General features: G+C 62.2%; 30 protein-coding genes. 5 read left to right on the top strand and 25 right to left on the bottom strand.

Features of this window, described 5'->3' with window-relative positions; translation table 11 throughout:
• Positions 1–228: 228 nt before the first annotated feature.
• Complete coding sequence (locus tag C2134_RS03810) at positions 229–864, top strand: pyrimidine 5'-nucleotidase (protein WP_071109303.1); 636 nt, start codon at positions 229–231, stop codon at positions 862–864.
• 61 nt (positions 865–925) lie between these two features.
• Here the strand turns inward: C2134_RS03810 and C2134_RS03805 are convergent, their stop codons facing one another.
• From C2134_RS03805 to C2134_RS03790, 4 genes are all read right to left on the bottom strand, one after another.
• On the bottom strand, positions 926–1,990 hold the full coding sequence (locus C2134_RS03805) for an ABC transporter substrate-binding protein (protein WP_103317634.1): 1,065 nt from the start codon (positions 1,988–1,990) through the stop codon (positions 926–928).
• 111 nt (positions 1,991–2,101) lie between these two features.
• A complete protein-coding gene (locus tag C2134_RS03800) occupies positions 2,102–2,896 on the bottom strand; it encodes an ABC transporter permease (RefSeq protein ID WP_233196344.1) in 795 nt (264 codons plus the stop codon).
• Positions 2,889–3,782 (bottom strand): ABC transporter permease, encoded by an 894-nt coding sequence (locus tag C2134_RS03795; RefSeq protein ID WP_199153963.1) that lies wholly within the window; start codon positions 3,780–3,782, stop codon positions 2,889–2,891. The genes C2134_RS03800 and C2134_RS03795 overlap by 8 nt, the downstream gene beginning before the upstream one ends.
• A 3-nt stretch (positions 3,783–3,785) precedes the next feature.
• On the bottom strand, positions 3,786–4,871 hold the full coding sequence (locus tag C2134_RS03790; RefSeq protein ID WP_103317632.1) for an ABC transporter ATP-binding protein: 1,086 nt from the start codon (positions 4,869–4,871) through the stop codon (positions 3,786–3,788).
• Between C2134_RS03790 and C2134_RS21460 the strand changes: the two genes are divergently transcribed.
• Positions 4,870–5,007: a hypothetical protein gene (locus C2134_RS21460; RefSeq protein WP_158248687.1), complete on the top strand. Its 138-nt coding sequence runs from the start codon at positions 4,870–4,872 to the stop codon at positions 5,005–5,007. The two genes, C2134_RS03790 and C2134_RS21460, sit on opposite strands and share 2 nt — an antisense overlap.
• A gap of 33 nt (positions 5,008–5,040) precedes the next feature.
• Here C2134_RS21460 and C2134_RS21130 read toward each other — a convergent pair whose 3' ends face one another.
• Together C2134_RS21130 and C2134_RS03780 are read right to left on the bottom strand one after the other, a co-directional pair.
• Positions 5,041–5,370, bottom strand: coding sequence for a hypothetical protein (locus C2134_RS21130; protein ID WP_146042089.1), 330 nt, complete (start codon positions 5,368–5,370; stop codon positions 5,041–5,043).
• An 18-nt stretch (positions 5,371–5,388) separates the two neighbouring features.
• Complete coding sequence (locus tag C2134_RS03780; protein ID WP_103317627.1) at positions 5,389–6,006, bottom strand: OmpW/AlkL family protein; 618 nt, start codon at positions 6,004–6,006, stop codon at positions 5,389–5,391.
• Between the two features lie 143 nt (positions 6,007–6,149).
• Between C2134_RS03780 and ubiD the strand changes: the two genes are divergently transcribed.
• On the top strand, positions 6,150–7,625 hold the full coding sequence (gene ubiD / locus C2134_RS03775; protein WP_103317625.1) for a 4-hydroxy-3-polyprenylbenzoate decarboxylase: 1,476 nt from the start codon (positions 6,150–6,152) through the stop codon (positions 7,623–7,625).
• Between the two features lie 57 nt (positions 7,626–7,682).
• Here the strand turns inward: ubiD and C2134_RS03770 are convergent, their stop codons facing one another.
• Positions 7,683–8,252, bottom strand: coding sequence for a HutD/Ves family protein (locus C2134_RS03770; RefSeq protein ID WP_103317622.1), 570 nt, complete (start codon positions 8,250–8,252; stop codon positions 7,683–7,685).
• Between the two features lie 114 nt (positions 8,253–8,366).
• Between C2134_RS03770 and C2134_RS03765 the strand changes: the two genes are divergently transcribed.
• Positions 8,367–8,726, top strand: a complete 360-nt coding sequence (locus tag C2134_RS03765) for a 50S ribosome-binding protein YggL (protein WP_103317620.1) — start codon at positions 8,367–8,369, stop codon at positions 8,724–8,726.
• A gap of 114 nt (positions 8,727–8,840) precedes the next feature.
• Here C2134_RS03765 and C2134_RS03760 read toward each other — a convergent pair whose 3' ends face one another.
• The 5 genes from C2134_RS03760 to C2134_RS03740 all read right to left on the bottom strand — a co-directional run bounded on the left by C2134_RS03760 (position 8,841) and on the right by C2134_RS03740 (position 12,796).
• Complete coding sequence (locus tag C2134_RS03760) at positions 8,841–9,440, bottom strand: YdcF family protein (RefSeq protein ID WP_043624158.1); 600 nt, start codon at positions 9,438–9,440, stop codon at positions 8,841–8,843.
• A gap of 74 nt (positions 9,441–9,514) precedes the next feature.
• On the bottom strand, positions 9,515–9,754 hold the full coding sequence (locus C2134_RS03755) for a DUF2164 family protein (RefSeq protein ID WP_103317617.1): 240 nt from the start codon (positions 9,752–9,754) through the stop codon (positions 9,515–9,517).
• Between the two features lie 60 nt (positions 9,755–9,814).
• Positions 9,815–10,174 (bottom strand): hypothetical protein, encoded by a 360-nt coding sequence (locus C2134_RS03750; RefSeq protein ID WP_103317615.1) that lies wholly within the window; start codon positions 10,172–10,174, stop codon positions 9,815–9,817.
• A gap of 150 nt (positions 10,175–10,324) precedes the next feature.
• Positions 10,325–11,728: an aspartate ammonia-lyase gene (aspA, locus tag C2134_RS03745; protein WP_103317613.1), complete on the bottom strand. Its 1,404-nt coding sequence runs from the start codon at positions 11,726–11,728 to the stop codon at positions 10,325–10,327.
• Between the two features lie 159 nt (positions 11,729–11,887).
• Positions 11,888–12,796 (bottom strand): LysR family transcriptional regulator, encoded by a 909-nt coding sequence (locus C2134_RS03740; protein WP_103317611.1) that lies wholly within the window; start codon positions 12,794–12,796, stop codon positions 11,888–11,890.
• 164 nt (positions 12,797–12,960) lie between these two features.
• On the opposite strand from C2134_RS03740, the gene C2134_RS03735 reads away from it, so the two are divergent.
• The gene (locus tag C2134_RS03735) at positions 12,961–13,500 is read left to right on the top strand and encodes a hypothetical protein (RefSeq protein WP_103317609.1); all 540 of its coding nucleotides are present in this window, start codon (positions 12,961–12,963) and stop codon (positions 13,498–13,500) included.
• 32 nt (positions 13,501–13,532) lie between these two features.
• Here the strand turns inward: C2134_RS03735 and C2134_RS03730 are convergent, their stop codons facing one another.
• From C2134_RS03730 to C2134_RS03670, 13 genes are all read right to left on the bottom strand, one after another.
• Positions 13,533–15,413 (bottom strand): polysaccharide biosynthesis protein, encoded by a 1,881-nt coding sequence (locus tag C2134_RS03730; protein WP_103317651.1) that lies wholly within the window; start codon positions 15,411–15,413, stop codon positions 13,533–13,535.
• A gap of 2 nt (positions 15,414–15,415) precedes the next feature.
• Positions 15,416–15,883 (bottom strand): GNAT family N-acetyltransferase, encoded by a 468-nt coding sequence (locus tag C2134_RS03725; protein ID WP_103317607.1) that lies wholly within the window; start codon positions 15,881–15,883, stop codon positions 15,416–15,418.
• Positions 15,880–16,548, bottom strand: a complete 669-nt coding sequence (locus tag C2134_RS03720; protein ID WP_304529166.1) for a sugar transferase — start codon at positions 16,546–16,548, stop codon at positions 15,880–15,882. The genes C2134_RS03725 and C2134_RS03720 overlap by 4 nt, the downstream gene beginning before the upstream one ends.
• A complete protein-coding gene (locus tag C2134_RS03715) occupies positions 16,545–17,708 on the bottom strand; it encodes a DegT/DnrJ/EryC1/StrS family aminotransferase (RefSeq protein ID WP_103317606.1) in 1,164 nt (387 codons plus the stop codon). Before C2134_RS03715 ends, C2134_RS03720 begins: the two co-directional genes overlap by 4 nt.
• A gap of 189 nt (positions 17,709–17,897) precedes the next feature.
• Positions 17,898–19,127, bottom strand: a complete 1,230-nt coding sequence (locus C2134_RS03710) for a glycosyltransferase family 4 protein (protein ID WP_103317604.1) — start codon at positions 19,125–19,127, stop codon at positions 17,898–17,900.
• A 107-nt stretch (positions 19,128–19,234) separates the two neighbouring features.
• A complete protein-coding gene (locus C2134_RS03705; protein WP_103317602.1) occupies positions 19,235–20,335 on the bottom strand; it encodes a glycosyltransferase family 4 protein in 1,101 nt (366 codons plus the stop codon).
• 167 nt (positions 20,336–20,502) lie between these two features.
• Entirely contained in the window at positions 20,503–21,573 is a 1,071-nt protein-coding gene (locus C2134_RS03700) for a glycosyltransferase (RefSeq protein WP_103317600.1), read from the bottom strand.
• On the bottom strand, positions 21,566–22,147 hold the full coding sequence (locus tag C2134_RS03695; RefSeq protein ID WP_103317599.1) for an acyltransferase: 582 nt from the start codon (positions 22,145–22,147) through the stop codon (positions 21,566–21,568). The genes C2134_RS03700 and C2134_RS03695 overlap by 8 nt, the downstream gene beginning before the upstream one ends.
• Positions 22,144–23,415 (bottom strand): lipopolysaccharide biosynthesis protein, encoded by a 1,272-nt coding sequence (locus C2134_RS03690; protein ID WP_103317597.1) that lies wholly within the window; start codon positions 23,413–23,415, stop codon positions 22,144–22,146. Before C2134_RS03690 ends, C2134_RS03695 begins: the two co-directional genes overlap by 4 nt.
• A 5-nt stretch (positions 23,416–23,420) precedes the next feature.
• The gene (locus C2134_RS03685; RefSeq protein WP_103317596.1) at positions 23,421–24,518 is read right to left on the bottom strand and encodes a DegT/DnrJ/EryC1/StrS family aminotransferase; all 1,098 of its coding nucleotides are present in this window, start codon (positions 24,516–24,518) and stop codon (positions 23,421–23,423) included.
• A gap of 121 nt (positions 24,519–24,639) precedes the next feature.
• Entirely contained in the window at positions 24,640–25,206 is a 567-nt protein-coding gene (locus tag C2134_RS03680; protein WP_103317594.1) for an acyltransferase, read from the bottom strand.
• Positions 25,207–25,256: 50 nt separating this feature from the next.
• A complete protein-coding gene (locus C2134_RS03675; protein ID WP_043628184.1) occupies positions 25,257–25,619 on the bottom strand; it encodes a GxxExxY protein in 363 nt (120 codons plus the stop codon).
• 40 nt (positions 25,620–25,659) lie between these two features.
• The gene (locus C2134_RS03670; RefSeq protein WP_103317592.1) at positions 25,660–26,724 is read right to left on the bottom strand and encodes a Gfo/Idh/MocA family protein; all 1,065 of its coding nucleotides are present in this window, start codon (positions 26,722–26,724) and stop codon (positions 25,660–25,662) included.
• Between the last annotated feature and the right edge of the window lie 47 nt (positions 26,725–26,771).

The raw sequence follows: 26,771 nt of genomic DNA, 5'->3' as shown, positions 1-26,771 counted from the left end.
GCTGTTTCGTTCGCTGCGTCAGCTGAGGAGGCGAACTATACGCCCGGGCCTCACCCTCGTCAACACCTTTTGCGAGAAAAATTGAAAGATTTTCGACAAAAGACAGCAAGTGACTGATATGTAACAAAACTATAATCTTGAGATGGGGATGAAAGGCTTGCACTGGCTGTTATTCCGCTACGCGTGGATAATCTGCATCCCCTCCAACTTTCTGCATGCAGTCCAAACGTGAGCCACAAAACCTGGATTTTCGACCTAGACGACACCCTGCATCACGCCAGCGGCGGCATCTTCGACCACATCAACAAGCTGATGACTGAATACATGATGCGTCACCTCGGCGTGGGCGAAGAGGAAGCGTGCGCGCTGCGCTCGCGTTATTGGGCGCAGTACGGCGCCACCATGCACGGCCTGACCACGCATCACGGCATTGACCCACAGCAATTCTTGATAGATACCCACCCGGTGGAGGTGCTGGCGCAGTGGCTGCAGTTTGAAGACCGCCTGGCGGAAAACCTGACCGCCCTGCCCGGCCGCAAGATCATTCTGTCGAATGGGCCGCAACACTATGTGGAAGGCATCCTGCAGCGGATGAAGATTCAGCATCACTTTGCATCCATCTATGGCGTGGATCAGCTGAACTATGTGCCCAAACCGCACCTCGGCGCGTTTCAGACGGTACTGGCGCGCGAGGGGCTGAACCCGGCGCATTGCATCATGGTGGAAGATTCGCTACCGAATCTGCTGACGGCCAAGGAGCTGGGCATGACGACGATCTGGGTCAGCCATGAACCGCGCAAGCCGGCCCATGTCGACCACCGCATCGAGAAGATCAGCCAGCTGCTGCGGCTGCATTTGAATTGAAGACATCTATATAAAGAAAAAGCCAGCTCCGATGAGCTGGCTTTTTTATATCCGCTTCCGCTTACTTCAGCTTGATCTCGGACCACACCTTGTTCAGCTCGCGGCGATCCTTGGAATTCAGATCGTGCAGCTGCTGCAGGCGCGGCAGGTCTGTCGCGGTCGGGAAGATCGCCGGGATCTTGGTCAGCTCGGTCTTGACGAACTTGCCGGCGGCGGCGTTCGGGTTGCCGTTGCCCATTTCATTGGTCAGACCGGCGGCGCTCTTGCCGTCCAGCATGAAGTTGATGAACTTGTAGGCCAGGTCCTTGCGCGGGGCATCTTTCAGCACCACGAAATTATCCAGCGACAAGGTATTGCCTTCCTTCTGCAGGCTGAAGTTCAGCGCGAAGTTGCGCTTGGCCTTCTTGGCATCCTGCTGAGCCTGGAACATATCGTTGGAGTAGCCGAAGGCGACATAGATATTGCCGACGGTCAGCTCCTTGATATAGGACTGGTTGTTGAAGGCGGCCCAGTACGGCTTGGCTTTCAGGATCACGTCGCGGGCGGCTTTCCAGTCGGCCGGATTGGTGGAATTGGCCGGCTTGCCCAAGTACATCAACGCGGCGGCGATCAGTTCGCGCTGCGAATCCAGCACGGTGATCTTGCCCTTGATCTTGGAAAGCAGCGCCGGATCGAAGATCAGCGCCCAAGTATTGACCTTATCCTGCAAGCCGAGCTGCTTCAGCTTGGTCTCGTTGTAGCCAATCAGCGTGGTGGTGAAGGCGTACGGCGCGGAGTACTTGTTGCCCTGATCGAAGAAGCTGTTCAGGTAACCCGGGTTCAGGTTCTTGAAGTTGGGCAGCTGCGCCTTGTCCAGCGGCTGCGCCTTGCCCTGCTTGATCAGCGCGTCAACGGCGAATCCGGTCGGCACCACGATGTCGTAGCCCTTGGCGCCGGCGGCCAGCTTGGCCAGCAGCTCCTCGTTGTCGCCGTAGTAGTCCTGCACCAGCTTGCACTTGCAGTAGGCCTCGAAGTTCTTGGCCGCGGTTTCGGACAGATAGTTGTTCCAGTTGTACAGATGCAGCTCATCGGCGGCGAATGCTTGGGTCGACGCTGCCAGCGCCAGCATTGCGAGAATCTTCTTCATATTGTTTCCTTTGTATGGCACAACATTGGTACTGCGAACATCAGGCGGCGCCTGCTCGGCGCCGCCCAGATCCGACAGGAACGAAGCGCGGACAGCGCCCCGCCCGATTCTTCAGCTATTGGCGCGCAGGGCGCTGGGCGACACTCTGGTCGCGATGACGATCAAAGCCAATGTCAGCAGCATCAGCAAGCTGGATACCGCGTTGACTTCCGGCGTGACCGCGATCTTGATCATCGAGTAGATCTCCAGCGGCAGCATGCTGGCGCCGGCGCCGGCGGTGAAGAAGGTGATCACGAAATCGTCGATGGACAAGGTAAACGCCATCAGCGCGCCGGCGATGATGCCCGGCTTGATCACCGGCAGCGTGATCAAACGGAAAGCCTGAAACGGCGTGGCGCCCAAATCGCGCGCCGCCTCCACCAGGCTGTCGTCCATGCCTTGCATCCGCGCCCGCACCACGATGGCGACGAAGCCGATGCAGAACGCGATGTGCGACAGCAGGATGGTGATGAAGCCCAGCTCCAGGATGCCGATCAGCTGGTTGACGATGACGAAGAAGATCACCAGCGACACGCCCATCAGCAATTCGGGGATCGCGATCGGCGTCAGCACCAGAAAGGGCAGCAGCTTCAGCTTGTAGCGATGCAGCGCGATGCCGGCCAGCGTGCCCAGAATGGTGGCGAAAAAGCTGGCGAGAATGCCGATGACCAGCGAGTTGGCGGCGGCGGTCAGCATCTTCTCGTTATGGAACAGCTTGTCGTACCACTTGAACGTGAAGCCTACCCATTCTGCATTCAGACGCGAATCGTTGAACGAGTACAGCACCACGATGATCAGCGGCAGGTACAGGAACAGATAGGTCAGGATGGCCGAAGCCCACAGCCACTTCGATTGTTTCTTAGCCACGCGCCTTCCCCTTTCTGGCCACCACGGCCCCCAGCACGGCGATCAGCAATACGCCGCCGGTCAGCATGATCGACAGCACCGAGCCAAACGGCCAGTCGCGGGTGTCGAGAATCTGCTGCTTGATCAGGTTGCCTATCATGATGGACTCGGTGCCGCCCAGGATGTCCGGAATCGCGAACATGCCCAGCGCCGGAATGAACACCAGCGCCGAACCGGCGAATACGCCGGGCAGGCTCAACGGCCAGGTCACGCGCCAGAAGCGCTGCCAGGCGTTGGCGCCCAGATCCTGCGCCGCGTCCAGCAGCGCCATGTCGTGTTTTTCCAGATTGGCGTACAGCGGCAGCACCATGAAGGGCAGATGCACGTACACCAGGCCGACGATCACGGCGAAGGAAGTGAACAGCAAGCGCACCGGCTCAAAGCCCAGCGCCACCAATACCGTGTTCAGCGCCTTGGTGAAAGCCGACTGCGGCCCCAGGATGATCATCCAGGCGTAGATGCGGATCAGGAAGTTGGACCAGAACGGCAGGATCACCAAGAGCAGCAGCAGGTCGCGGTACTTCTTGCCGGAGCGGGCGATCAGCCAGGCCAGCGGATAAGCCATCACCAGGCACACCACCGTGGTGATGGCGGCATAACCGGCCGACTTGATGAACAGCTCGACGTACAGCGGCTCTTCCACCAGACGGTGGAAGTTGTCCAGCGTCAGCTGCCACACGCGGTGGCCATCTTCGATCAGGTACAGCGGCGCCAGGCCGCCGTAATCGCCGGGCTGGCGAAACGCCGCCACCAGCATGATCAGCGACGGAATCAGGAAGAACAATACCAAGTACAGCAAGGGGGGCCAGGACAGCGCCCACTTGCCGAATCGATCGCGGATAGCCATGGCTTACTCCGTCAGGAAGCTGCCGGCGTCGAAGCGCCAGGCGATTTCGACGACATCGCCGTCATCGAAGAACTTGGCGACGCCAGGGATGTTGTTGGCCTGCATCGCCTCCACCCGCACACCGTCGGCCACCTCCACCACATAGAGGGTGACGTCGCCCAGGTACAGGCAATCGTGAACGCGGCCCTTGAAATGGACCTCATCCGGCGACGCGGCCAGTTCCTTGTCCAGCCTCACTTTTTCCGGCCGCAGCGCCAGCCAGCCCATCTGGCCTTCCTTCACGCCCGGCACCGCCTGGCATTTCACATCGCCGCAACCCTTGATGGCGACGGTCATCGCGTCGCCATGCAGCGCCTTGACCGTGCCGTCCAGCACATTGCACTGGCCGAGGAAGTCGGCGACGAAACGGTTCTTCGGATAGCTGTACAGCTTCTCCGGCACGTCCAGCTGCTCCACCTTGCCGTGGCTCATCACCGCGATGCGGTGGCTCAAGGCCAGCGCCTCGCCCTGATCGTGGGTGACGTAGACGAAAGTAATGCCGACTTCCTTCTGCAGATTGATCAGCTCGATCTGCATTTCCTCGCGCAGCTTGGCGTCCAGCGCCGACAGCGGCTCATCCAGCAGCAACAGACGCGGCCGGTCCACCAGGGCGCGGGCGATGGCCACGCGCTGGCGCTGGCCGCCGGACATTTCGTGCGGGTAGCGGTTGCCGAACTGGCTCAGGCGCACATCGGCCAACAACTTGTCCACCTGCGATTCGATCTTGGCCTTGTCCCATTTGGCCATTTTCAACGGAAAGGCGATGTTCTCGCGCACCGTCATATGGGGGAACAGCGCATAGCTCTGGAACACCGTGTGCACCGGACGCTTCTCCGGCACGACCTGCGACATGTCCTGGCCATCCAGCAGGATCTGGCCGGCGTCCGGCTGTTCGAAACCGGCCAGCATGCGCAGCAAGGTGGTCTTGCCGCAGCCGGAGGGTCCGAGCAGGGTGAAGAATTCGCCCGCCTCTACCGACAGGCTGACGTCGTTGACTGCCGTGTAGTCGCCGAAGCGCTTGACCACGTTTTTGATTTCAAGGAGAGCCATGAATCTTCCCCACCACGAAAAAGGGCGCCATTTTAACAAAAATCTCCCCGCCGGGGCGGGAGAAATCCCCAGTAAATTCAAGACCTCAGCGCATTTCCCCACCCTGGCAAACCAACATGACAAGCCAATGGGATAAGTTGCTCTTTTCAATGAAAAAAACTGGTAAAGATTATCCGTAACCGCGATGAATCCGTTGAAAAATCATCGCGCTGGATTGATGTTTTTTGACAACAATTTTGTCCAAAGCCGCCCTCGAAGCGACCGCATCCGGATGAAGTCTAACCAGTGTCGAGCCAAATGTCGCAAGGATCTCCAGCTTTTCGCCAGATATCGCCTCCAGCCCCTCATAGCGAGGGACAGCGTGCGAATCAGAAAATTCACCAGGGGAACGAATGACAGCGGGTGGCGCCTTGCAGCTAAGCGCCAGATGGCAAAAGAATGAAAAATGGCGAGGATCGCCGCTTGCAAAACAAAAAGGACGCCTCCCGGCGTCCTTCATCGTCCCGACTACTATCTATCAGAACTTGGTGCCGATACCGATACCGAACACCCACGGATCAACATGCAGGGTACCCAACTTGGCGCCGCCCAGTTGATCAGCGCTTACGTCCGTTTTCACCCACAGCTTCTTCACGTCCACGTTGAAGAACCAGTTCTTGTTGATGGCGATATCCGCGCCCGCTTGCAACGCCGGGCCGAAGCTATTCTTATCCACACTCAGATTGGTCACACCTGCGACGCTGAGACCGGAGTTGTAGAAGTTGGTGTAGTTCAAGCCTGCGCCTACATACGGACGGAAGGTGGCCTCCGGCGCGAAGTGGTATTGCAGGGTCAGCGTCGGCGGCAATACAGATACTTTACCAACATCACCAAACTTATTAGTTGTGATCTTGTGGCGCGAGGTGCCCAGGATCAGCTCCGCACCGATGTTGTTGGTGATCATGTAAGTGAAGTCCAGCTCGGGAACCGTAGCATTCTTGGCATCGACACTCAACCCGGGCACTGCACCCGAATTGTCCCAACTAGTAGCCGGATCAACATTGATCACGCGGAAGCGGGCCAGGATGTCGCCCTGAGCGGCAAATGCGCTGGCGGAAAGCATGCCGATCATGGCGGCAAGTGCGAGCTTCTTCATTTTATCTTCTCCAATGGTCAAGAAAATCAGGCCTGACGCTGGCCGCCTTTGCCAGTAAAATAGCCGGTCAACCGAGCGCGACGTCCGAAGCTAGATTATCCAAGCGCCCCTCCTCCAACTTTGCGCCAGATCATGAAACAGTCATGAAATATGCCGATCTGCGGGAATTCACCGCACAACTCCAGCAACAACAACAGCTCAAGCGCATTCATAAGCCGGTGTCCACCTATCTGGAAATGACCGAAATCGGCGACCGCGTGCTGAAGGCAGGCGGCCCGGCGCTGCTGTTCGAACAGCCGGTCAAGGACGGCCGCCGCTACGACTTCCCGGTGCTGGCCAATCTGTTCGGCACGCCCGAGCGCGTGGCCATGGGGATGGGCGCATCCGACACCATGCAGCTGCGGGAAATCGGCAAAACGCTGGCCTACCTGAAGGAGCCGGAGCCGCCCAAGGGCCTGAAAGACGCCTGGGACAAGCTGCCGCTATTGAAGCAGGTGCTGTCCATGGCCCCGAAGGAAGTGAAAAAAGCGCCGTGCCAGGAAATCGTCTGGGAGGGTGAAGCCGTCGATCTGGAAAAATTGCCGATCCAGCATTGCTGGCCCGGCGACGTGGCGCCGCTGATCACCTGGGGCCTCACCGTCACCCGCGGGCCGAACAAGAAGCGGCAGAATCTCGGCATCTACCGCCAGCAGGTGATAGGCAAGAACCGCGTCATCATGCGCTGGCTGGCGCACCGCGGCGGCGCGCTCGATTATCGCGAGTTCCGCCAGCAAAACCCGGATGCGCCCTATCCGGTGGCGGTGGTGCTGGGCTGCGATCCGGCGACGATACTCGGCGCGGTGACGCCGGTGCCGGATACGCTGTCCGAATACCAGTTTGCCGGTTTGCTGCGCGGCAGCCGCACAGAGCTGGTGAAATGCCTGGGATCAGACCTGCAAGTGCCGGCTCGGGCGGAAATCGTGCTGGAAGGCCATATTCATCCGGACGACATGGCGCTGGAAGGCCCGTATGGCGACCACACCGGCTACTACAACGAGCAGGACAGCTTCCCGGTGCTGACCATAGACCGCATCACGATGCGCGAAAATGCGATCTACCACAGCACCTACACCGGCAAGCCGCCGGACGAGCCCGCCATCCTGGGCGTGGCGCTGAACGAGGTGTTCGTGCCGATTCTGCAGAAGCAGTTTCCGGAAATCGTGGATTTCTATCTGCCGCCGGAAGGCTGCAGCTACCGCATGGCGGTGATCAGCATCAAGAAGCAATACCCCGGCCACGCCAAGCGGGTGATGATGGGTTGCTGGAGCTTCCTGCGCCAGTTCATGTACACCAAGTTCATCGTGGTGGTGGACGACGACGTGAATACCCGCGACTGGAAGGAAGTGATCTGGGCCATCACCACGCGCATGGACCCGGTGCGCGACACCACCCTGATCGAGAGCACGCCCATCGACTATCTGGACTTCGCCAGCCCGATCTCCGGCCTGGGCGGCAAGATGGGGCTGGACGCCACCAACAAGCTGCCGGGCGAGACCCACCGCGAATGGGGCACGCCCATCGTGATGGACCAGGCTGTCAAGCAGCGCGTAGACGCGATATGGAGCGAGCTGGGGCTGTAACGCCGCGCAGATGAAATCAAAGCCAGGCATCCGCCTGGCTTTTTTCATGGCTTGCTCTCAAGTCGGCAGCCGTGTCACCCTGGCCAGCCAGGCCACTGCCGGACCATCGACTCGCAGCGTGATGGCGTCCCGCTCCAACAACAGCAGGCAGCCGCCCGGCAGCGTCTGTCCTTCCGCTTGCCAGCGGCCTTGCTGCAGATACAGCAGGGCCAGGTCATCGGCACTCAGCGTCCAGGTCTCGTCCATTTCCCATGCCATGCGCTTCAGATCGCCCTGCCCCCAATCGCGCGCCAGCATCAAATTGCAGTCGCGCAGCGGCCCGCCAAGCAAACGGCACGCCACCCCAACCTCGCCTTCGAACGCCGCCACCTGGCCCAGTTGGTCCAATGTCAGCGAGCGGCCATCGGCCAAATTCAGCGCCATGCCCTCGCCCTCCAGCAAACCCAGCTGCCGGTCTACGCCAGGGAAATGCGAAAACGGCCCGCCCTGCGCCACCTCGGCGATGGAAAACCGCAAGGCGAACGCCTCGGGCCGCTGCGGATGCGGCAGGCGGAACAGCTGCAGCGTGCGGCCGCCGCCATTGGCCCACGGCATGGCTTGAAAATCGTCTATGGTGTAAATCTGCAATCTGGCCCCCTGCTGGTTGGGTCGCTACTATGGCATGATCTGTCCGAACCATCTTAACCGGAAGGTTCGTCAAAACCTGTTATGATCGCCCGATTTGAAGAATAAGGATTTACCATGGCTTCTATCCGCAACGCCAACTCCGCCCAACGCCTGAAACGTCTGAACGCCCGCCAACGCAAGAAAATGCGCGTGGGCGAATTCCGCGAGCTGGGTTTCCATCTGGTGGCCGAACTGCAAGAAGGCGTGGATGCCGACGCGCTGCTGGATGGCTGGCTGACCCGCGTGGATGAGGCCGGCATCAGCTTCGGCGGCCATTTCGACGGCAAGGGCAAGCTGGAAGGCGTAGCCTTCCCGGTGAGCGAGCGCAAGATCGACGATGCGCTGCGCGGCGAACTGATCGGCTGGCTGCAGGCTCGCGCCGAAGTGAAAACGCTGGAAGCCAGCGAACTGATCGACCTGTGGCACACCGCTTGAGCGGCATCCGCTACCCATGAACAAGCCGGCACATGCCGGCTTTTTTCTTGCCTCAGGGCTGCCATTCCGACTTATCCACATAAGCTAGCCGGAATCCAAACTTATCCACAACCGTCAGGATAACTGGCGAAATACCCGATAACCCACATATAGCCAAGTCTCGCGCGCCAGGAAGCGCGACCAGCTGGACACCGTGCGGAAACGGCTGGATTGCGTCGGCGCCGGATAGGCTCTCAGCCCCAAGTCGCTAGCCATCAGCACCGCGCGGCGCATATGCAGCGGGTCGCTGACCAGCAGATAGGAGCGGATGCCAAACTGGTGGCCCAGGTCTTTGGCATTGGACAGGTTCTGCCAGGTAGTGCGCGATTGATTCTCCACCAGCATGGCCGTCATCGGCACGCCCTGGCGCGCGGCAAACTCGCGGCCCACGTCCGCCTCGGCGGGATAACCCGGCTCCGGCGTGCCGCCGGTGAACACGATCCAGCGCACCTTGCCGCTCTGATACAACTTCACCGCGTGGTTGATCCGCTCGCGAAACACAGGGGACGGCTTATTGCCCCAGGCGGCGGCGCCGAGCACCAGCGCGGCGTCGGCGCCGGACGACTCTTCATCGTTGCCGTAATCGACGATGCTCCAGGCCACCCAGGCGAAGCCGAGCACCACCATCAGCACCGCCAGCAGGAAGCCTTTCATCATCAAGCGCAAATAAAGCATCGGCAATACAGGGGCAGGGGAAATATGATCGATTGTAACCCCAATTGAACGGCATGGTCAGCGCGAACAGGCGCTTACTGCTCAAGTTCCCAAATGGCGGCCTGCAAACTTTCCATACGGGTGGCCAAAGCCGCCTGCGCGTCCTGCAGCGCCTTGTTGTAGATCTCGCGCCCCAATTCCGCCGCCAGAAAGTCGAGCAGGAAGCGCGCCTCGAAGCCGCCGACCTCCACGCCAAGCTGCTCAGCCATATAGCGCTGCAAGCGCGGCGCCAACTGCTGCAATTGCGATTCGCCCAATTGGTAGGGATTGGCCAAGGCATTCTCCGGTCAAATCGGCGATTATCCGACAGCAAGGCCCATCTGACGAGGCGGCTCTCAACAGCGCGATAGTTCCCGCCCCATATCCACCACTCCGTCCTGGCACGCCTGCTGGCAGCGCGACAGACAACGCTGCCAGGCTAGATTGGCGTCTTCAGGCGACAGTAAATGCCCGCAGGCCTGGCGCCATAATTCAAAACGCGCCGGGCAGCTATCGTAATACAGCGAAATGCCATCGGCGCAACCGCGCCGCGAAATGCGCGCCAATTTGTCCGGCAGCGGCGCCGGACTCAAACAAACCCGTGTCCCGTGAAACAAGCTGGAACGCCAATATCGCTGCTGGCACTTGCCCTGCTCCAGCAGGCAGAACCAGAGCTTGAGCGGGAATTCCAGGCTCCACCACAGCAGATTGCGCATCTCCGACCTCCGCATTGTGCACTGCACAATAACCGTTATAACGCCCCCTGACACAGGACGCAAATTCGAGGGGGGTGTGACGCAAAAAAAAACCGGCGCACGAGGCGCCGGGAATCACGAGTCAAACAAAGGAGGAAAGCGTAAAACGGTTTACAGCGTCACCCAGCGCGGCTGGGTCAGGGTGTCAGGTTGCAGGATGTCGTCCAGCTGTTCGCGGGTCAGCAGGCCGTGCGCCAGCACCACGTCGGCCACGCTGCTGCCGTTGGCATGGGCCTCCGCGGCGACGCGGGTGGCGGCTTCGTAGCCGATCACCGGGTTCAGCGCCGTCACCAGGCCGATGGAGTTTTCCACGCTCTGGCGCAGACGCTCGCGGTTGGCGGTGATGCCCTTGACGCAGTGTTCGGTCAGCGTGTCGCAGGCGTTGGCCAGGTGGCCGGCGCTGCGGAACAGGCTATAGGCGATCACGGGCTCGAAGGCGTTCAGCTGCAGCTGGCCAGCCTCGGCCGCCATGGTGATGGTCATGTCGTTGCCGATGACTTCATACGCCACCTGGCTCACCACTTCCGGGATCACCGGATTCACCTTGCCCGGCATGATGGACGAACCAGCCTGGCGCGCCGGCAGATTGATCTCGCCGAAGCCGGCGCGCGGGCCGGACGACAGCAAGCGCAGGTCGTTGCAAGTCTTGGACAGCTTGACCGCCACGCGCTTGAGCACGCCGGACAGCTGCACGAAGGCGCCGCAGTCCTGGGTGGCTTCGATCAGGTTCGGCGCGGTGATCAGCTTGCAGCCCACCAGCTCGGACAAGTGCAGGCACACCAGCTTGGCGTAATCCGGGTGAGCGGTGATGCCGGTGCCGATGGCGGTGGCGCCGAGGTTGATCTCCAGCATCAGGGCGCTGGCTTCCTTCAGGCGCTGTTCGTCTTCGCCCAGCATCACGGCGTAGGTCTGGAATTCCTGGCCCAGGGTCATCGGCACCGCGTCCTGCAGCTGGGTGCGGCCCATCTTCAGGATGTCCTTGAACTCCTCGGCTTTGCCTTCGAACGCCTTGCGCAGCACTTCCATCCGCGACACCAGCTTCAGCACGCCCCAGAAGGCGGCCAGACGCAAGGCTGTCGGATACACGTCATTAGTGCTCTGGCACAGGTTGACGTGCTCGTTCGGGTGCAGGTGCTGGTACTCGCCCTTGGCGTGGCCCAGCAGCTCCAGCGCGCGGTTGGCGATGACCTCGTTGGCGTTCATATTGGTGGAGGTGCCCGCTCCGCCCTGGATCACATCGACCACGAACTGGTCATGCAGCTTGCCGGCGCGGATTTCCTCGCAAGCATCGATGATGGCCTGGGCCAGCTTGGGCTGCAGGATGCCGAGGTCGCGGTTGGCCTGGGCCGCGGCTTGCTTGATGCAGGCCAGCGCGCGGATTAGATCGCCGTAGCTGCCGATGGTCTGGCCGGTGATCGGGAAATTCTCGATGGCGCGCAGGGTGTGCACGCCCCAATAGGCGGCGGCCGGCACATCGCGGTTGCCAAGCAGGTCGTGTTCAAGGCGGGTGGTCATCTGCGTTCTCCTCAGGGCGGCCGTCATGCGCGGCCTGGAATGCCTCGCACTGTATGCCCGCCCGGCATACTTGGCCAATTCCGAATGCAGATGGGGTCATGCAGGAAATGCATAACCTTGCCCAAGCCTGATCCAGCCAGGCCTAGCGCAAGTAGAGGCTCACACTGTCGGATAGCGCGCGCTGAGATAATCCCACAACGCCTCCTGTTCCGGCTTGGGGCGGCGGTGGTCGCAATACAGCTGGACCTCCATTTCCACGCTCCATTCATCGCCGCCGGCCACCGTCAGCAGGCCGGCCGCGCACTCGGCCGCCACCGAGCTTTCCGGCAAGAAGGCCAGCCCGTGGCCGGCCAAGGCCATCTGCTTCAAGCCCTCGGCCATATCGGTCTCGTAGCGCAGGGACAGATGCGCCGGCTGCGGCCCGCTGACCAGCAGCAAATCGCTCATCAAGCGGAAATAGGCGTTGCTGGCGTAGCCCAAAAACGGCAGCGGCGCCTCCTGCCTCCCCGGCAGGGCATACACGGGCGCGCCGTCCGCCATGATGGAATACGGCCTCAAGCGCTCCACGCCGAGCCTGAGGCCGCCATAACGGGCGTCATGCAGCTCCACCGGCTGCTTGGGATGGTGGTAGCACATCAGGAAGTCGCTGCCGCCTTCGACAAAGGCCAGCACCGCGTCGTGCACATTGCTGGCCTGCAGGCGGCAAGACAGCTGGCCGAAACCGTCCTCGACCACGGTCAGCCACTTGGGAAAATACGAAAAGGACAAGGTGTGCGGCACCGCGAACTCCAGCGTGCCCTGCGGCAAGGGCTGCAGGCCGCGCAGCATGGTGCGGGTGGTGTTGAGCTGGGCCAACAGCGGCACCGCCTGCTGCTGCAGCAGCTTGCCGGCCGCGGTGAGCTTGGTCGGATAGGTGGTGCGGTCTATCAGGTCCGCGCCCAGCCAGCTCTCCAAGGCGCGGATGCGCCGGGAGAAAGCCGGCTGCGTCAGGTGGCGCAGTTCGGCGGAACGGGTGAAGCTGCCGGTATCGGCCAGCACCAGAAAGTCTTCCAGCCAGCGGGTTTCCATCGCTCAAGGTCCAGATTGCGGATGCCAGATGGTACACCGCCGGGGCACTTTGCGGCGCGCGCGCACTCTACCATGAGTCCCGCCGCCGCAATGTCACAAGCCATGCACCAAACGCAAACAACAATGCCATCAACATGGCAAAGGTCCGCATTTATTTTACAGATATGAGCGCGCTTACCGTTCCCCGCCCTTCGCCGCTGCCACGACGGCCGCTGGCCATCGCCGCAAGCCTGCTGTTGCATGCGCTGGCGCTGTTCGCCTTGAAAGCCGCGCAACAGCAGCCTGCTGCCGCGCCGCAGCCGCTGCGGGTCAATATGGTGCCCATCACCCTGCCCCCGCCTGACCCGCCATCGCGGACCGTTTCGGCCAAGCCGGCGCCCGCCGGGAGATCGCCACGTCCGGCCCATGCCGCAGCCGTTGAAATGGCCGCCCGGCCGGCGCGGCAGGGAAAAGCCACGGCCAGCGCCGCACGCGCGGAGCCACGCCTCACCATGGAGGGGCTGCGCCAGCAGATGCGGCAGCTGGAACCGGAAAACGCCAACGCCAAACCTCTGCGCGAAGATCCGGAAAAAGCCCGGCTGGCGCGCAATATCAATCGCGCCGAGCGCGCCGACTGCGCCAAGGCCTATGCCAACCTGGGTTTGCTCGCCGCGCCCATGCTGCTGAAAGACGCTTTCGATAAAGACAACGGCTGCAAGTGGTAGCTTGCAGCCGTTGATTTAGGGAGAGGGTGCGATCAGCCCTGCAGCGTCACCCAGTCCTGCGTCGCCTCCGCGGCCTGGAACTCATGCACCGCCTCCTGCATCAGGGCGAAGGCTTGCGGCGCGTCCAGCCACTGGCAAGCGTCCTGCAGACGCGCCAGCAAGGACGCCATTTCGGCTTCGGACAGATGGTATTCCTGAGCGCGCATGATGCGGGCGTGGTCGGTCGGCTGCACGTTGTCGCCAATGAGCAGTTCTTCGTACAGTTTCTCGCCCGGACGCAGGCCGGTGACGCGGATGGCGATATCGCCGTCCGGCTGGTTTTCGTCCTTCACCTCTAGGCCGGACAAGTGGATCATGCGCCGCGCCAGGTCGATGATCTTCACCGGCTCGCCCATGTCCAGCACAAACACGTCGCCGCCGTCGCCCATGGCGCCGGCCTGGATCACCAGCTGCGCCGCCTCGGGGATGGTCATGAAGTAGCGCGTGATGTCGGCGTGCGTCAGCGTGATCGGGCCGCCGGCCTTGATCTGGCGGCGGAACAGCGGCACCACGGAGCCGGAGCTGCCCAGCACGTTGCCGAAGCGCACCATCACGAAACGCGTGCGGCTGCCGCGGGCATGACGCGTTTGCAGCGTCAGCTCGGCCAGGCGCTTGGTGGCGCCCATCACATTGGTGGGACGCACAGCCTTGTCGGTGGAGATCAGCACGAAGGTATCGACGCCGCAGTCCTCCGCCGCGCGCGCCGTGGTGTCGGTGCCGAAGGCGTTGTTGACGATGCCGGCGATGGGATTGTGTTCCACCATCGGCACGTGCTTGTAGGCCGCGGCATGGTAGACCGTCTCCACCTTGAAGGCGCGCATCACCTGGGTCAAGCGCTGGTAATCCGTCACCGAGCCCAACAGCGGCGTGCGCGGAATCCGCGGCGCGATCTGCGCCAGCTCCTGATCGATGCTATACAAGGCGAACTCGGACAGCTCGAACAACACGATGCGCGACGGGCGGTTCTTGACGATCTGCCGCGCCAGCTCCGACCCGATGGAGCCGCCTGCGCCGGTCACCATCACCACCTTGTCGCGGATGTTGCGCGCCAGCAGCTCGGCCTTGGGCGGCACCGGATCGCGGCCCAGCAAGTCCTCGATCTCGACCTCCTTCAACTCCTCCACCCGCGCCTCGCCGGACACCAGATCGGCCATGCCGGGCAGTCGTTTGATCGGCACGCGCAGTTTTTCCAGCGATTCCAGTATCTCGCGCTGGCGGCCGCGGCCAACCGAGGGCATGGCCAACAGAATGCACTTGGCCTGGGTGTCCTTGACCAGGGCCGGCAGCTCGTCCGGCGCGTGCACCGCCACGCCGCGGTAGGTGCGGCGATGCAAATCCGGGTTGTCGTCGACGAAAGCCATAGGCCGGTATTCTCGTCCGGCCTGCAAGGCCAGCATCAGTTGCAGGCCTGCCTGGCCCGCGCCGTAGATGATCACCGGATCGCGCGGGGCCTCGGTGGCGTCGATGCGCCGCACCAGGCCGCGCAGCAGGAAGCGGCTGCCGCCGATATAAGCCATGGCGAACACCCAGAAGATGATCACCGAGGTGCGCGGCATGGCCCAGATGTGGAACATCTGGATCACGCCCTGCAGCACCAGTACGGACAAAGTCACGCCGCTGAACACGGTGTAGATGATCTTGTCGTCCAGATAGCGCAGCACGGCGCGGTACAGTCCGAGCTTGATGAAGATGGGAATCGCCCACAAGGGCGGCACGATGAAGACCCACAAATGCGCGTTGAGCTTAGGGTCCCAATAGCCGCCCAGGCGCAGGAACACAGCGCTCCACAAGGCGAGCGGCAAAAGCAGCGCGTCCATCAGCGCCAGCATCGCCATCTTGTTATGGCGGGAGAAGGCTAGCAGTTTTTCAAACATGGTCATTCTTTCGTATCCGGCAACCATTGGTACAGCACATCCGGACAACGCTCCTCGTTATCTTGGCCATCGCTCAGGCGCAACAGTGTAAAACCATGCGCCTCATAAAAACGACGCGCCCCGGCATTGGCCTGAAACACGAACAAGCGGCAGGCCTGTTTCGACGGCGACAATACCTGCCCCAGCAGGGCGCGGCCTATGCCGTTTCCCTGATGGCCAGGCGCGACATACAGCTGGTCAAGCCAGCGCATGCCATCTTGCATGGAGCAGGCGGCAAAGCCTGCGATCTGGCCATCACGCTCAGCCAGCCAGACCTGGCTGGTTTGCAACAACGCATCGGCAAACCAGCTGCGCACCGACGCCTCATCGTGCGCCAGCGGCGCATAAGGCATTTCCCGGCGACAGGCCAAATAGATGGCGGCCAGCGCATCCGCGTCGGCAAGCCGGCCCTCGCGGATAGACAGCGTCATCGAGTCACAATCTTCATCAGGGTGGCGACGATGATGCGGATATCCTCGAACAAGCTGTGCGTCTCGGCGTAGCGCACGTAATAGCTGAGCTTTTCCGGCAACACCTGTTCGATATAGGCGCGTTCCGGGTCGTCGGCGCGGCCCAGGATTTCGTTTTCATCGATCATGCGGATCGACGCCCAATCGGTGATGCCGGGGCGCACCGACAGCACGATGTCCTTCACATCCTCCGGATAGTGCGCCACGTATTTGGGCACCTCCGGACGCGGGCCGACCAGGCTCATGTCGCCGAACAGCACGTCGATCAATTGCGGCAGCTCGTCGAGCTTGGTCTTGCGCAGGATGCGGCCGGCGCCGGTGACGCGGCTGTCCGCGCCCACGGTCAGTTGGCCCTGCCTCTCGGTATCCACCTGCATGGTGCGGAATTTGTGGATTCGGAACAGCGTGCCGCCGCGCCCCACCCGCACTTGGCGGAAGAACACCGGCCCCGGCGAATCCAGCTTCACCCACAAGGCGACAGCCAGCAGCGGCAGCGCCAGCACCGCCAAGCCCAGGCTGGACGCCGCAATGTCGAACAGCCGCTTGATCAGCCGCGAGCCGTGGCGGCGCGGCCGGCAGCAAGGCGGCAACAGCTCGCCGCCCTCTTTTTCCAACCGCTGGCTCATGCGCCCAGAATCTCGCGCACGGCGGCGATGACGCGGGTTTGGTCATCGTCCGTCATCTTGGTGTACAGCGGCAGCGTCACTTCGGCCTCGAACGCCGCGTCGGCCACCGGGAACTGCTCGCGCGTCAGCTGGTAGCCGTCGCGCCATACCGGCTGGCGGTGCAGCGGGATGAAATGCACCGAGCAGCCGATGCCCTTCTCGGCCATCTTGGCAATGAAGTCGTCGCGCGAAATGCCGGCCTCCGGCTTGAGGCGCACCGGGTACAGGTGCCAGGCGTGGTTGCTGCCCTCGTCCTTGGCGCGCGCCGGCAGGATCAGCGGCAGGCCAGCCAGCTCGCGGTCGAAGCGCTGGGCCATGACTTCGCGCTTTTCGTAGAAGCCGCGGATTTTCTTCAGCTGATGGATGCCCATCGCCGCGGCGGTGTCCGGCATATTGTACTTGTAGCCCGGCGCGACCACTTCGTAGAACCAGGCCGGCGTCTTGGACACGTAGCGGTCGAAGGCGTCGCGGCTGATGCCGTGCAGGCGCATCACCTTGCAGCGGGCGATGATGTCCTTGTGCTTGGACACCACCATGCCGCCTTCGCCGGTGGTCATGGTCTTGTTGGCGTAGAAGCTGAACACGGTGACGTCTGAATCCAGCGTGCCCACCAGCTTGCCCTTGTAGTAAGTGGGCATGGCGTGGGCGGCGTCTTCCACCACTTTCAAGCCATGCTCGCGGGCGATGGCGATGATTTCGTCCATGTCGCAGGCCAGGCCGGCGAAGTGCACCGGCATGATGGCCTTAGTCTTGGGCGTGATCGCGGCGCGGATCGCATCCGGACGGATATTGAAGGTGGCGGCGTCCACGTCCACGCACACCGGGTGCGCGCCCAGGTAGCGCACCACTTCGGCGGTGGCGGTGAAGGTGTAGGACGGCACGATCACCTCGTCGCCTTCCTTGATGCCGATCGCCTCCAGCGCCAAATGCAAGCCGGCGGTGGCGGAATTCACCGCGATGGCCTCGACGCCGTCGCCCAGGAAGGCGGCGAAATCGGCTTCGAACTGCTTGGTCTTGGGCCCAGTCGTCACCCAGCCGGAACGCAGCGCGTCGACGACTTCGTTGATCTCTTCCTCGCCGATGTCCGGCAAGGCAAACGGCAAAAATTTCTGTTCGCTCATTTCCCAGTCTTTCGTCTTTGCGCGGCCTAGCATGGCCGCCGTCCATGTCCATCGCCGCGCGCCTCGCGCGCGGCCTGCAAAATCTTGCGTAGGGCGGAAGCCCCAAAGGGGTGTTCCGCCATTACCATTTATCTCTTGCAACGGCATCGGCGGAACGCCCGCTATGCGGGCTTCCGCCCTACGCCAAAATCACAGCTTCACCGCCGCCAGAAAGCGTCGCGCCAGCACCGCGTAATCGTGGTTGGCCAGCACATAGGTCTTGCCCGCCGCACCCATCGCCTCGCGCTCGGCCAGCGGCAGCACCGCCATGCGCTTGACCGCGTCTGCGATCACGGCCGGATCTTCCACGCCGATGCTGATGCCGGCGCCGGCATCGCGCACCATGTCATTGCCGGCTTCCACCGAGTGGATCACCGGCTTGCCCGCCATCATGTAGTCGAACAGCTTGTTCGGATTGATGCCGAAACGGTAGATAGGCAGCTTGCGCCAGCCTATGTACAGCGCGTCGCACTCGGCCAGGAAGGCCGGCACGCTGCGCTTGCCGATGGACGGCAGGAACAGCACATTGTTCAGCTTCAGCTCGGCGGCTCGGGCCACCAGGGCTGGTTTGTCCGGGCCGTCGCCGACCAAGACGAATGTCACCGGCGCGTCCTGCATCCGCGCCGCCGCTTCCAGCAGATAATCCAGCGCATTGGCCAGGCCGTGGCCGCCGGCGTAGCCGACGACGAAACGGCCATGGGCTTTCAGTTCGGCCAGCCTCATGCGGTGCTCCGCCGGCAAGGCTTGCGCCTCGCCCTGCCACTCCGTCACGTCCACGCCGTTGGGAATCACCGCGTATTTTTCCGGCGCCATGCCGCGCGCCATCATGTAGTCCTTGGCGCAGGGCAGCATGGACACTACTGTGTCCGCGCGCTTGTAGCCGAAGTCCTCGGCCCATTGCAGCAGGCGGATGAAGGGGTGCTTCGGCGACATGCCGCCCACTTCCACCGGCGTCAGCGGCCACAAGTCATGCACCTCGTACACCAGCCGCGCGCCGGTCTTGCCGGCAATCCACGCCGCCGGGATGGTGTCCAGCGGATAGGTGGACGAGGCGATCACCACGTCCGGCTTCCATTGCTTCAGATAGCGGCCGGACAGGCCCATCACCTTGCCGAGGAAGCTGAAAATGTTCAGCACCCGGCCCACGCCGTTGCCCTCGTAAGGACGCGTCTTGCACCAGGTGTAGCGGATGCCGTCGATGTCTTCGTCCAGATATTTTCCCGGCACTTGCGGGTGGGTCTGCCGCAGGTGGGACACATCGGCCGCCAGCATGTTCACTTCGTGCCCGGCCTTCACCCATTCCCGCGCCAGATAGTAGGGGCGGAATTCCATGCCGTGGCGCGGGCTGCCGGCGTAGTGGTTGATGTAGAGTATTTTCATTATTCGATATCGCCACGAAACCCACGAAAGACACGAAATACATTCGCAAGCTCGTTTAAAAATGACTTCCTTGTTTCGTGTTCTTTCGTGGATTTTGTGGCTAAAAATCAGGATGATAAGGACGCATACAGCGCCACCAGCTTGTCGGCTTCCGCCGCCCAGCTGTATTTGCTCAGCACCGCCCGCTTGCCGGATTCGCCCAGCTGGCGCATGCGGTCCTCATCGCCCAGCAGTTCGTTGATGGCGGTGGCGATGGCCGCGGCATCCTGCGGGTCGACCAGCACGCCGCAGCCGGCGTCGGCTACGATCTCGCGCCAAACCGGGAAGTCGCTGGCGATCACTGGCATGCCGGCGGCCATGTATTCGAATAACTTGATCGGCAGCGCGTCCACGTAATTGGGCGTGGGGAACAAGGTCACCAGGCCGATTTTGCTCTTGGCCAATACCTCGGCCACGCCCTGGCGGTCCAGCATGCCCAGATCGTTGACGCGCGCCCAGCCCGGCTGGGCCGTTAGCTTGGCCTTCAGATCGCTCTCGCTCCATGGGCCGGCCAGATTGAGCCGGGTGGAGGTGTCAGGCAAGGCGGCGACAATCGGCTCGATGCCGCGGATGCGGCTGATGCCGCCGATATAGCACACCTCGTTGCGGCGGCTTTCCCACGGCGTGTCGCGCACCAGCTCTTCCAGAATCGGGAAGTTGCAGACATCGAGCGCGTTGGCGCCCAGTTTCTCGAAGCGTTTGCGGATGTGCGGGGTGGAGGTGACGATGGCGTCGAAGCGGCGCGCCGCCCAGTCTTCCAGCGTCTCGAAGCCGCCGGACACCAGCGGGCGCACCGCGCCGGGTATCCAGTGCTTGGCCAGGATCTGCCGCGGCACGTCCTCATGCACGTCATACACCACCTTGATGCCGGCCTGTTTCAGCCGCACGCCGGCGGGAATCAGCTCGGGATCGTGGAAATGCACCACGTCAGGCCGCAGCTTCAGCGCGGCCTGGTAGACGCGCTTGACGGTGCCGGTCATGCGAGCGAAACGGCCGCCGGTCTTGGGGCCGACGTCGTGGATGCGCACGCCGTTGCGGATTTCCTCGCCCAGGCCATCGGCGACGATCAGCGTCACCTCATGGCCGGCCGCCGCCAGCGAGCTGCATTCTTTGACGAAGATGCGGATGTCGTGACGCGGGTGGGCGGAGGTCAGGTGGGCGATTTTCATTACAGTTTCAAACCTTTATTTGTTGCTTGGCCACCCCAAACAGACCAAACCCTTTGAGCCACGAACCACACGAACGCGTGCCAAACATTTTATTGAACCTGCGCCAATTCGGGTTCTGGATGCTGGCTAATGGTTTCGTGTCCTTTCGTGTCATTCGTGGCAAAAAATTAAATTAACTCTCGATACAACGCGGCAAAGCCGGCCATATTGGCCTGATGCAGCGCCTTGGCCGCCACCAGGCCGCGATTCATCTCGGCGATAGCCTGCAAGGCCGCGTCATCCTCGGCGCGGGCCATGGCGCGGCACAGCTCGGGGCCCAGACGGGCGACATCCTCAGCGATCGCGCCGTTGAGGCCGTCTATCGTCCATTCGCCATTGGCCGGCAGATTGGACAGCAGCGGGAAGCAGCCATGGCCCATCGCTTCCAGCAGGCTGATGCTGGTGGCGTCGGACCGCGGCACGCTGACGAAAACGCGCGATTCGGCATACAGCTTGCCCAGCGTCGCGCTATCGACAAAGCCGGTGAATTCCACGCGCTTGAGGCCCAGCGCCGCCGCCAGTTGTTTCAGGCCATCCGTTTCACTGCCGCTGGCGGCGACGACCAGATTCCAGTCGTGGAAGCGGCCGCTGCTTTCCACCTCGGCCCAGCCCTTGAGGATGGCGTCGATGCGGTATAGCGGCTTGTGCAGCCGGCAGGACAGTACTTGCTTCTGCTTGGCCGCGATGATCGGCGCCGGCGGCAAGGCGTCGATGCCGTAATTGAGCAGCGACATCCGGCAATCGCCGGCCAGTTCGCGGATTTTCGCCGCCATGTACAGCGAGTCCGAAGTGATGGCCGCCGCGGCTTGCAGATTGCCGCGCACCATGGCCCGCATCAGCCGGTTCTGGTCCGGCAGCAGCAGCACATCGGACCCCCAGGCAGTCAGCAGCATCGGGATGCTCGAGCCGCGCAGCGCGCGGCGCGCGTGCCAGGCCACGCTGTTGGCCTGGTGGACGTGGGCCACGTCTGGCTTCACCTTGGCGATCCAGGCCTTGAGCCGGCCGGCGGAAGACCAGGCCTTCAGGCTGAAGTCCACGCGCAGCACAGCTTTCAGATTGGCCGGCCGCTTATCCGCCGGCACCTCGCCGTTGCAGGCCAGATACAACTCGTCCACATGCGGCGCGATGCCGGACAGGAAGCGCCAGGTATGAATCGAGGCCGAACCCACCACCAGCAGGCGGGCGATGCGATCAGTCATTGGCCCAGGCCTCATACAGCGGATGCAAGTCTGGATGCTGCGCCAACCATTCTGCGTCGGTATCGCGGGTATCGCCGACCACCCGCGCCGGATTGCCGGCCAGGATGGCGAAATCGGGATAGTCGCCCGCCTGCACGAAGCTATAGGCCGACACGATGCTGCCCTTGCCCAAGACGACGCCAGGCATCAACACCGAATGCGGGCCGATGAAGCTGTATTTGCCGAGCTTGGTCGGCTTCTTCAGATAACCCGCATGATTGCCGCGGTCCAGGTATTCGCGGCCGTACAGCCGGATCGCCACATGGCTGGAGTGCGTCAGCAGGGACACATAGTTGGTGATCTGACAGCCCTCGCCTATGTACAGGCCGCCGGAGGAGTCGATCAGGTTGAAATGGCCGATATAGACATTGTCTTCGACCATCAGCTTGTCGATGTGCTCGATCCGCGTCATGTTGGAGACGCGGGTGCGCTTCAGGTACGCGCCGTCGCCGCGACGGAAGCCATACACCATGCGCGGCCGGATCCAGGCTGACAGCCGGAAACGGATGCGGCTGAATAATCCATGCCAATTCATCGTGCCGCCTTATAAAGCCAGGTGAAATAAGCAATGAAATAGCCGGCCATCACCACCGAGACCAGCTGGAAAGTCGCCACCGCATCCTGCCAGATATGGAAGCCCAACCATAGCGACCCCAGGAACAGCACGGCCTGCACCAGGGACAGGAAAAACGCGAAACGTTGCCGATTGATCACCGGCGGCACCATGCCCAGCGGCGAGGCGACGAAATGGAACAGGATGAACAGCGACATCGCCTCGGCGTAACGCCCGGCCTCGCTCCAGTTGGCGCCGAACACCAGCGAGAACAAGGGCTCGCCGAAAATCTGGATCACCAGGAAGGGAAACATCGCCATGCCGAACAAAGTCAGCATCATCTTGCGCAAAATGGGCCGCAGCGGCAGCCCTTGATTCCGCGCCTCCGCCAGTTCCTTGTAGGCCACTTGCGCCACCGCCTGGCCGATGAAGGCCGCCGGCAGCTTGAGCACCCGCATCATCAGGCCATACATGCCGACGGCGGAGGTGCCAGCCAGCACCGTCAACACCACCAGCGTGGCCGAATCCAACAAAGCCGTGCTCAGGGCATGCGGCGCGTTGATCTTGGGAAACTCGATATAGGCAAGCGCGGCGCTGCGCATGTCCTGGCGGTTGACGTCGCGGCGCCAGGCGAGCTTGGCCTTGAGATCGGCCCAAGCCTGCGCCAGCAGCGAACCCAGCTGGCCGGCCAACTGGCCCAGAATCAGCCCTCCGGCGCCGGCGCCCAGCCAACCGGCCAGCACCTGGGTGCCGGCCATGCCGAACGACTGCGCCATCCGGCCATTGGCATTGGCCTGATAGCGGCGATGGCGGTTGTTCCAGTTGGTCCAGGCCTGCATCAACCCGGCCAGCAGCACCGACAGCGGCAACAAGGCCAGCCACGACTGCAGCGCCGGCGCGCCCAGGTGGGCGGCGATATGCGAATGTCCGCCCAGCAGCACCACCAGCGCGATCAGCAGCGACAAAGCGCCGGCGCACAGGATGGACAAGCCCATCAGATTGCTGGCCCGCTTGTCGTCGGCCGGCAGCACGATGGCCATCTCATAGCGCGCGGTGGCCAGCACGGCCAGGGTCGACATCCAGGACACGTACACGGTCTGGATGCCGACCTCATGCGGGTTGTACAGGCGCGTGATCAGCGGCGACACCAATAGCGGCACCACCTGGGCCACGGCTGCGCCGGTGACCAGGGTGATGACGTGGCGGACAAAGCCGCTTTTCGGCACGCGCAGCGACGACAAGGTCAGCATGCTCCTCAGCCCAGCGCCTTCTTGACAGCGGCCACAATGGCGTCTTGCGCGTCTTCCGTCAGGAAGGGGTGCATCGGCAGGCTCATCACGCGCTTGCCTGCGGCTTCTGCATGCGGGAAGCTGCCTTCGGCCAGGCCCAGGTGGGCGAAGGCCGGTTGCAGGTGCAGCGGAATCGGGTAGTGCACAGCGGTCGGCACGCCCAGTTCCTTCAACTTGGCCTGAACATCGTCGCGATGATCGACCTCGATGGTGTACTGGGCGTAAACGTGGGTATTGCCCGGCTGGATCACCGGCACGCGGGCCACATCCTGCAGCAGCGCGCTGTAGCGGGCGCCGATGCGCTCGCGGGCGGCCACTTCATCCGGGAAGCTCGGCAGCTTGGCCAGCAGCACGGCGGCCTGAATGGTATCCAGGCGACCATTCAGGCCGATCACCGGATGATGGTAGCGGCGATCCTGGCCATGCACGCGGATTTCGCGGATCTTCTTGGCCAGCGCGTCGTCGCTGGTGAACACCGCGCCGCCGTCGCCATAGCAACCCAGCGGCTTGCTGGGGAAGAAGCTGGTGCAGCCTATGGTGGACAGATTGCCGGACTTCTTGCCGTGCTGGCTGGCGCCGAAGCTCTGCGCGCCGTCCTCGATCACCGGGATGCCATGCTTGGCGGCGATGGCGTTGATGGCGTCAAAGTCCGCGGCCTGGCCATACAGGCTGACCGGCATGATTGCGCGGGTAGCCGGCGTGATCGCCGCTTCCAGCAGCGCCGGGTCCAGGTTGTAGCTGACCGGGTCGATATCGACGAATACCGGCTTGGCGCCCAATAGCGCGATCATCTCGCCGGTGGCGATGAAGGTGAACGGGGTGGTGATCACTTCGTCGCCGGCGCCGATGCCCAATGCCATCATCGCGATCAGCAGCGCCTTGGTGCCGTCGCATACCCCAATGACGTGCTTGGCGCCGCAGTAGGCGGCCAGTTGCTCCTCCAGCTCTTTGACTTCAGGCCCCATGATGTACTGGCCATGGTCCAGCACCGTGTGGATGCGGGCGTCGATGTCGGCTTTCAGATGCTGGTATTGCGCTTTCAGATCAATGAACTGGATGGACATGCTTTAAACCTTCTTTTGCCACGAAATCCACGAAAATAAGCGCGGAACTTCCAAATTGCGCACCTGCGCGTCCGATCTACTATTTTTCGTGTCGTTTCGTGGGGTTCGTGGCTAAAAACTATCAAACCGGCGTGCAATGATTGCCGCCGACCTCGTAATGAATGCCGCAAGTCGGACACGGGTGGGTGCCGATATCGTTGGACAGCCGCTCGCCGCAGGCGCACATCCAGCCGATGCGCTTGGCGGGCGCGCCCACCATCAGCGCGTAGGCCGGCACATCCCGCGTCACCACCGCGCCCGCGCCGATGAAGGCGTACTCGCCGACGGTATGGCCGCAGACGATGGTGGCGTTGGCGCCAATCGACGCGCCTTTTTTCACCACGGTGCGGCGGTACTCGTTCTTGCGGTTGACGTGGCTGCGCGGATTGTTGACGTTGGTGAACACCATGGAAGGGCCGCAGAACACATCGTCCTCCAGCGTCACCGCGTCGTAGATCGACACGTTGTTCTGCACCTTGACGTTGTCGCCGATACGCACATCGTTGCCGACGAACACGTTCTGCCCAAACGAGCAGCCCTTGCCGATCTGCGCGCCACTGCAGATATGGACCCAGTGCCAGACACGGGTGCCTTCGCCTATGGTCGCGCCTTCGTCGACGATGGCGCTGGGGTGGATGGTGTAGTTCATTTCTAAAAACCCTTCATTGGCCACGAAAACCACAAAAAACACGAACGAAACTACAAAACTACACGAATGATTTCCGCTTTCGGGTATGCAAAATTCACCAGCAATCCAACCCGGATTCCGGTCGCCTTCAGGTAATTAAGCACCTGCGCCCGGTGAGCATCGCCAACTTTGGATTGCGCTTTCAACTCCAACAAAACGCGGTCCTCCACAATCAGATCGGCACAATACTCGCCAACCTCTTCGCCTTTGTAGCAGATCGTCAGAGGACATTGCGCCTGGACGGCCAAACCTTGCTTTTTCAACTCGGAGAACAAGGCCCGCTCGTATACCTTTTCCAGAAATCCATGCCCCAACTCACGGTAAACCTCAAACACACAACCTTGTATCCGATAACAAAGTTCCTGTTCGAGCATGCTTTCGTGTTCTTTCGTGGTTTTCGTGGCCAAACGATAATCAGTAATCCAGCGGCAGGCTGACGCGGCGGCCGTCGCGGGCGGACAGGTACATCGCGATCAGCAGCTCCAGCGACTTCAAGCCCTCGCGGCCGTCGGTTTCCGGCGTGGCTTCGCCGCGCATGGTCTTGATCACGTTGTCGTAGTACAGCGGGTGGCCGAAGCCATACACGCTGGTCGTCGCGTAGCTGGCATTCTTGATCTCGTCGTCCATGGCATGCGGCTCGGCGAATTCCCAGTGCTGGATTTCGTTGACGGCCACGCCGCCGACGCGCACCGAACCCTTTTCGCCCAGGATGGTGATGCTGCCTTCCAGATTCTTCGGGTAGGTCAGCATGGTGACGTTCATGCTGCCTAGCGCGCCGGAGCGCCACTTGACGCTGACGGTGCCGGTGTCTTCCACCTCGATGTTGCGCGCCAAGGTGGCGGTGTAGGCCTGCACGCTCTCCACCGGGCCGATCAGCCAATCCAACAGGTCGACATAGTGGCTGGCCTGGTTCATGAAGGCGCCGCCGTCGAACTCCCAGGTGCCGCGCCAGCCGGCCGCGTCGTAATACTCTTGCGGACGGGTCCAGAACACATTGACGTTGACCATGTAGATGCGGCCGAAGCGCTTTTCCGTCATCGCGCGCTTCAATAGCTGCAGCGTGTCGTTGCGGCGGTTCTGCTTGACCACGAACAGGTATTTCTTTGCCTTGTCCGCCGCCTTGACCATTTCCAGGCCATCTTCCCAGCGGGTGGCCATCGGCTTCTCGGTCATCACATGGAAGCCCGCCTCGGAACACTCGATGCTCTGCGTCGGATGCAGGCCGGACGGCGTGGTCAGGATGACGATGTCGGCGTTGGTTTGCGCCAGCATATCAGTCAGGCTGGCATGGCCGCGGGCGCCGGTGCGCTCGACGGCGGCTTTCAGCGCGGCCGGATCGATATCGCAAACATCCACCAGCTCGGCGCGGTCGGCGTGCTTTTCCAGCGCGCCGAAATGGTTGTTGGCGATGCGGCCGCAGCCCACCAGGGCGAAGCGGATCTTGCGGTCGGTGATCGGGGGAAGGTGCAGGGTTTGCATATTACGCGATACCTTTATGAGCCACGAAACCCACTGCAAAACACGAA

The sequence above is a fragment of the Chromobacterium sinusclupearum genome (assembly GCF_002902845.1).
In the GTDB taxonomy this organism is placed as follows: Bacteria; Pseudomonadota; Gammaproteobacteria; order Burkholderiales; family Chromobacteriaceae; genus Chromobacterium; species Chromobacterium sinusclupearum.
The sequence above is the reverse complement of the archived record's forward strand: the minus strand, read 5'-3'. Positions and strand labels throughout refer to the sequence as shown.

Coding starts and splice junctions, on each gene's coding strand:
- C2134_RS03670 (WP_103317592.1), bottom strand. CDS start 26,724: ATGCAAACCCTGCACCTTCCCCCGATCACCGACCGCAAGATCCGCTTC.
- C2134_RS03700 (WP_103317600.1), bottom strand. CDS start 21,573: ATGACTGATCGCATCGCCCGCCTGCTGGTGGTGGGTTCGGCCTCGATT.
- C2134_RS03765 (WP_103317620.1), top strand. CDS start 8,367: ATGGCTTCTATCCGCAACGCCAACTCCGCCCAACGCCTGAAACGTCTG.
- ubiD (WP_103317625.1), top strand. CDS start 6,150: ATGAAATATGCCGATCTGCGGGAATTCACCGCACAACTCCAGCAACAA.
- C2134_RS03780 (WP_103317627.1), bottom strand. CDS start 6,006: ATGAAGAAGCTCGCACTTGCCGCCATGATCGGCATGCTTTCCGCCAGC.
- C2134_RS03725 (WP_103317607.1), bottom strand. CDS start 15,883: ATGACGCTGTCTATCCGCGAGGGCCGGCTTGCCGACGCGGATGCGCTG.
- C2134_RS03675 (WP_043628184.1), bottom strand. CDS start 25,619: ATGCTCGAACAGGAACTTTGTTATCGGATACAAGGTTGTGTGTTTGAG.
- C2134_RS03795 (WP_199153963.1), bottom strand. CDS start 3,782: ATGGCTATCCGCGATCGATTCGGCAAGTGGGCGCTGTCCTGGCCCCCC.
- C2134_RS03740 (WP_103317611.1), bottom strand. CDS start 12,796: ATGGAAACCCGCTGGCTGGAAGACTTTCTGGTGCTGGCCGATACCGGC.
- C2134_RS03790 (WP_103317632.1), bottom strand. CDS start 4,871: ATGGCTCTCCTTGAAATCAAAAACGTGGTCAAGCGCTTCGGCGACTAC.
- C2134_RS21460 (WP_158248687.1), top strand. CDS start 4,870: ATGAATCTTCCCCACCACGAAAAAGGGCGCCATTTTAACAAAAATCTC.
- C2134_RS21130 (WP_146042089.1), bottom strand. CDS start 5,370: ATGAAGGACGCCGGGAGGCGTCCTTTTTGTTTTGCAAGCGGCGATCCT.
- C2134_RS03680 (WP_103317594.1), bottom strand. CDS start 25,206: ATGAACTACACCATCCACCCCAGCGCCATCGTCGACGAAGGCGCGACC.
- C2134_RS03695 (WP_103317599.1), bottom strand. CDS start 22,147: ATGAATTGGCATGGATTATTCAGCCGCATCCGTTTCCGGCTGTCAGCC.
- C2134_RS03730 (WP_103317651.1), bottom strand. CDS start 15,413: ATGTTTGAAAAACTGCTAGCCTTCTCCCGCCATAACAAGATGGCGATG.
- C2134_RS03750 (WP_103317615.1), bottom strand. CDS start 10,174: ATGCGCAATCTGCTGTGGTGGAGCCTGGAATTCCCGCTCAAGCTCTGG.
- C2134_RS03715 (WP_103317606.1), bottom strand. CDS start 17,708: ATGAGCGAACAGAAATTTTTGCCGTTTGCCTTGCCGGACATCGGCGAG.
- C2134_RS03690 (WP_103317597.1), bottom strand. CDS start 23,415: ATGCTGACCTTGTCGTCGCTGCGCGTGCCGAAAAGCGGCTTTGTCCGC.
- C2134_RS03705 (WP_103317602.1), bottom strand. CDS start 20,335: ATGAAAATCGCCCACCTGACCTCCGCCCACCCGCGTCACGACATCCGC.
- C2134_RS03710 (WP_103317604.1), bottom strand. CDS start 19,127: ATGAAAATACTCTACATCAACCACTACGCCGGCAGCCCGCGCCACGGC.
- C2134_RS03735 (WP_103317609.1), top strand. CDS start 12,961: ATGAGCGCGCTTACCGTTCCCCGCCCTTCGCCGCTGCCACGACGGCCG.
- C2134_RS03760 (WP_043624158.1), bottom strand. CDS start 9,440: ATGCTTTATTTGCGCTTGATGATGAAAGGCTTCCTGCTGGCGGTGCTG.
- C2134_RS03805 (WP_103317634.1), bottom strand. CDS start 1,990: ATGAAGAAGATTCTCGCAATGCTGGCGCTGGCAGCGTCGACCCAAGCA.
- aspA (WP_103317613.1), bottom strand. CDS start 11,728: ATGACCACCCGCCTTGAACACGACCTGCTTGGCAACCGCGATGTGCCG.
- C2134_RS03685 (WP_103317596.1), bottom strand. CDS start 24,518: ATGTCCATCCAGTTCATTGATCTGAAAGCGCAATACCAGCATCTGAAA.
- C2134_RS03720 (WP_304529166.1), bottom strand. CDS start 16,548: ATGAGCCAGCGGTTGGAAAAAGAGGGCGGCGAGCTGTTGCCGCCTTGC.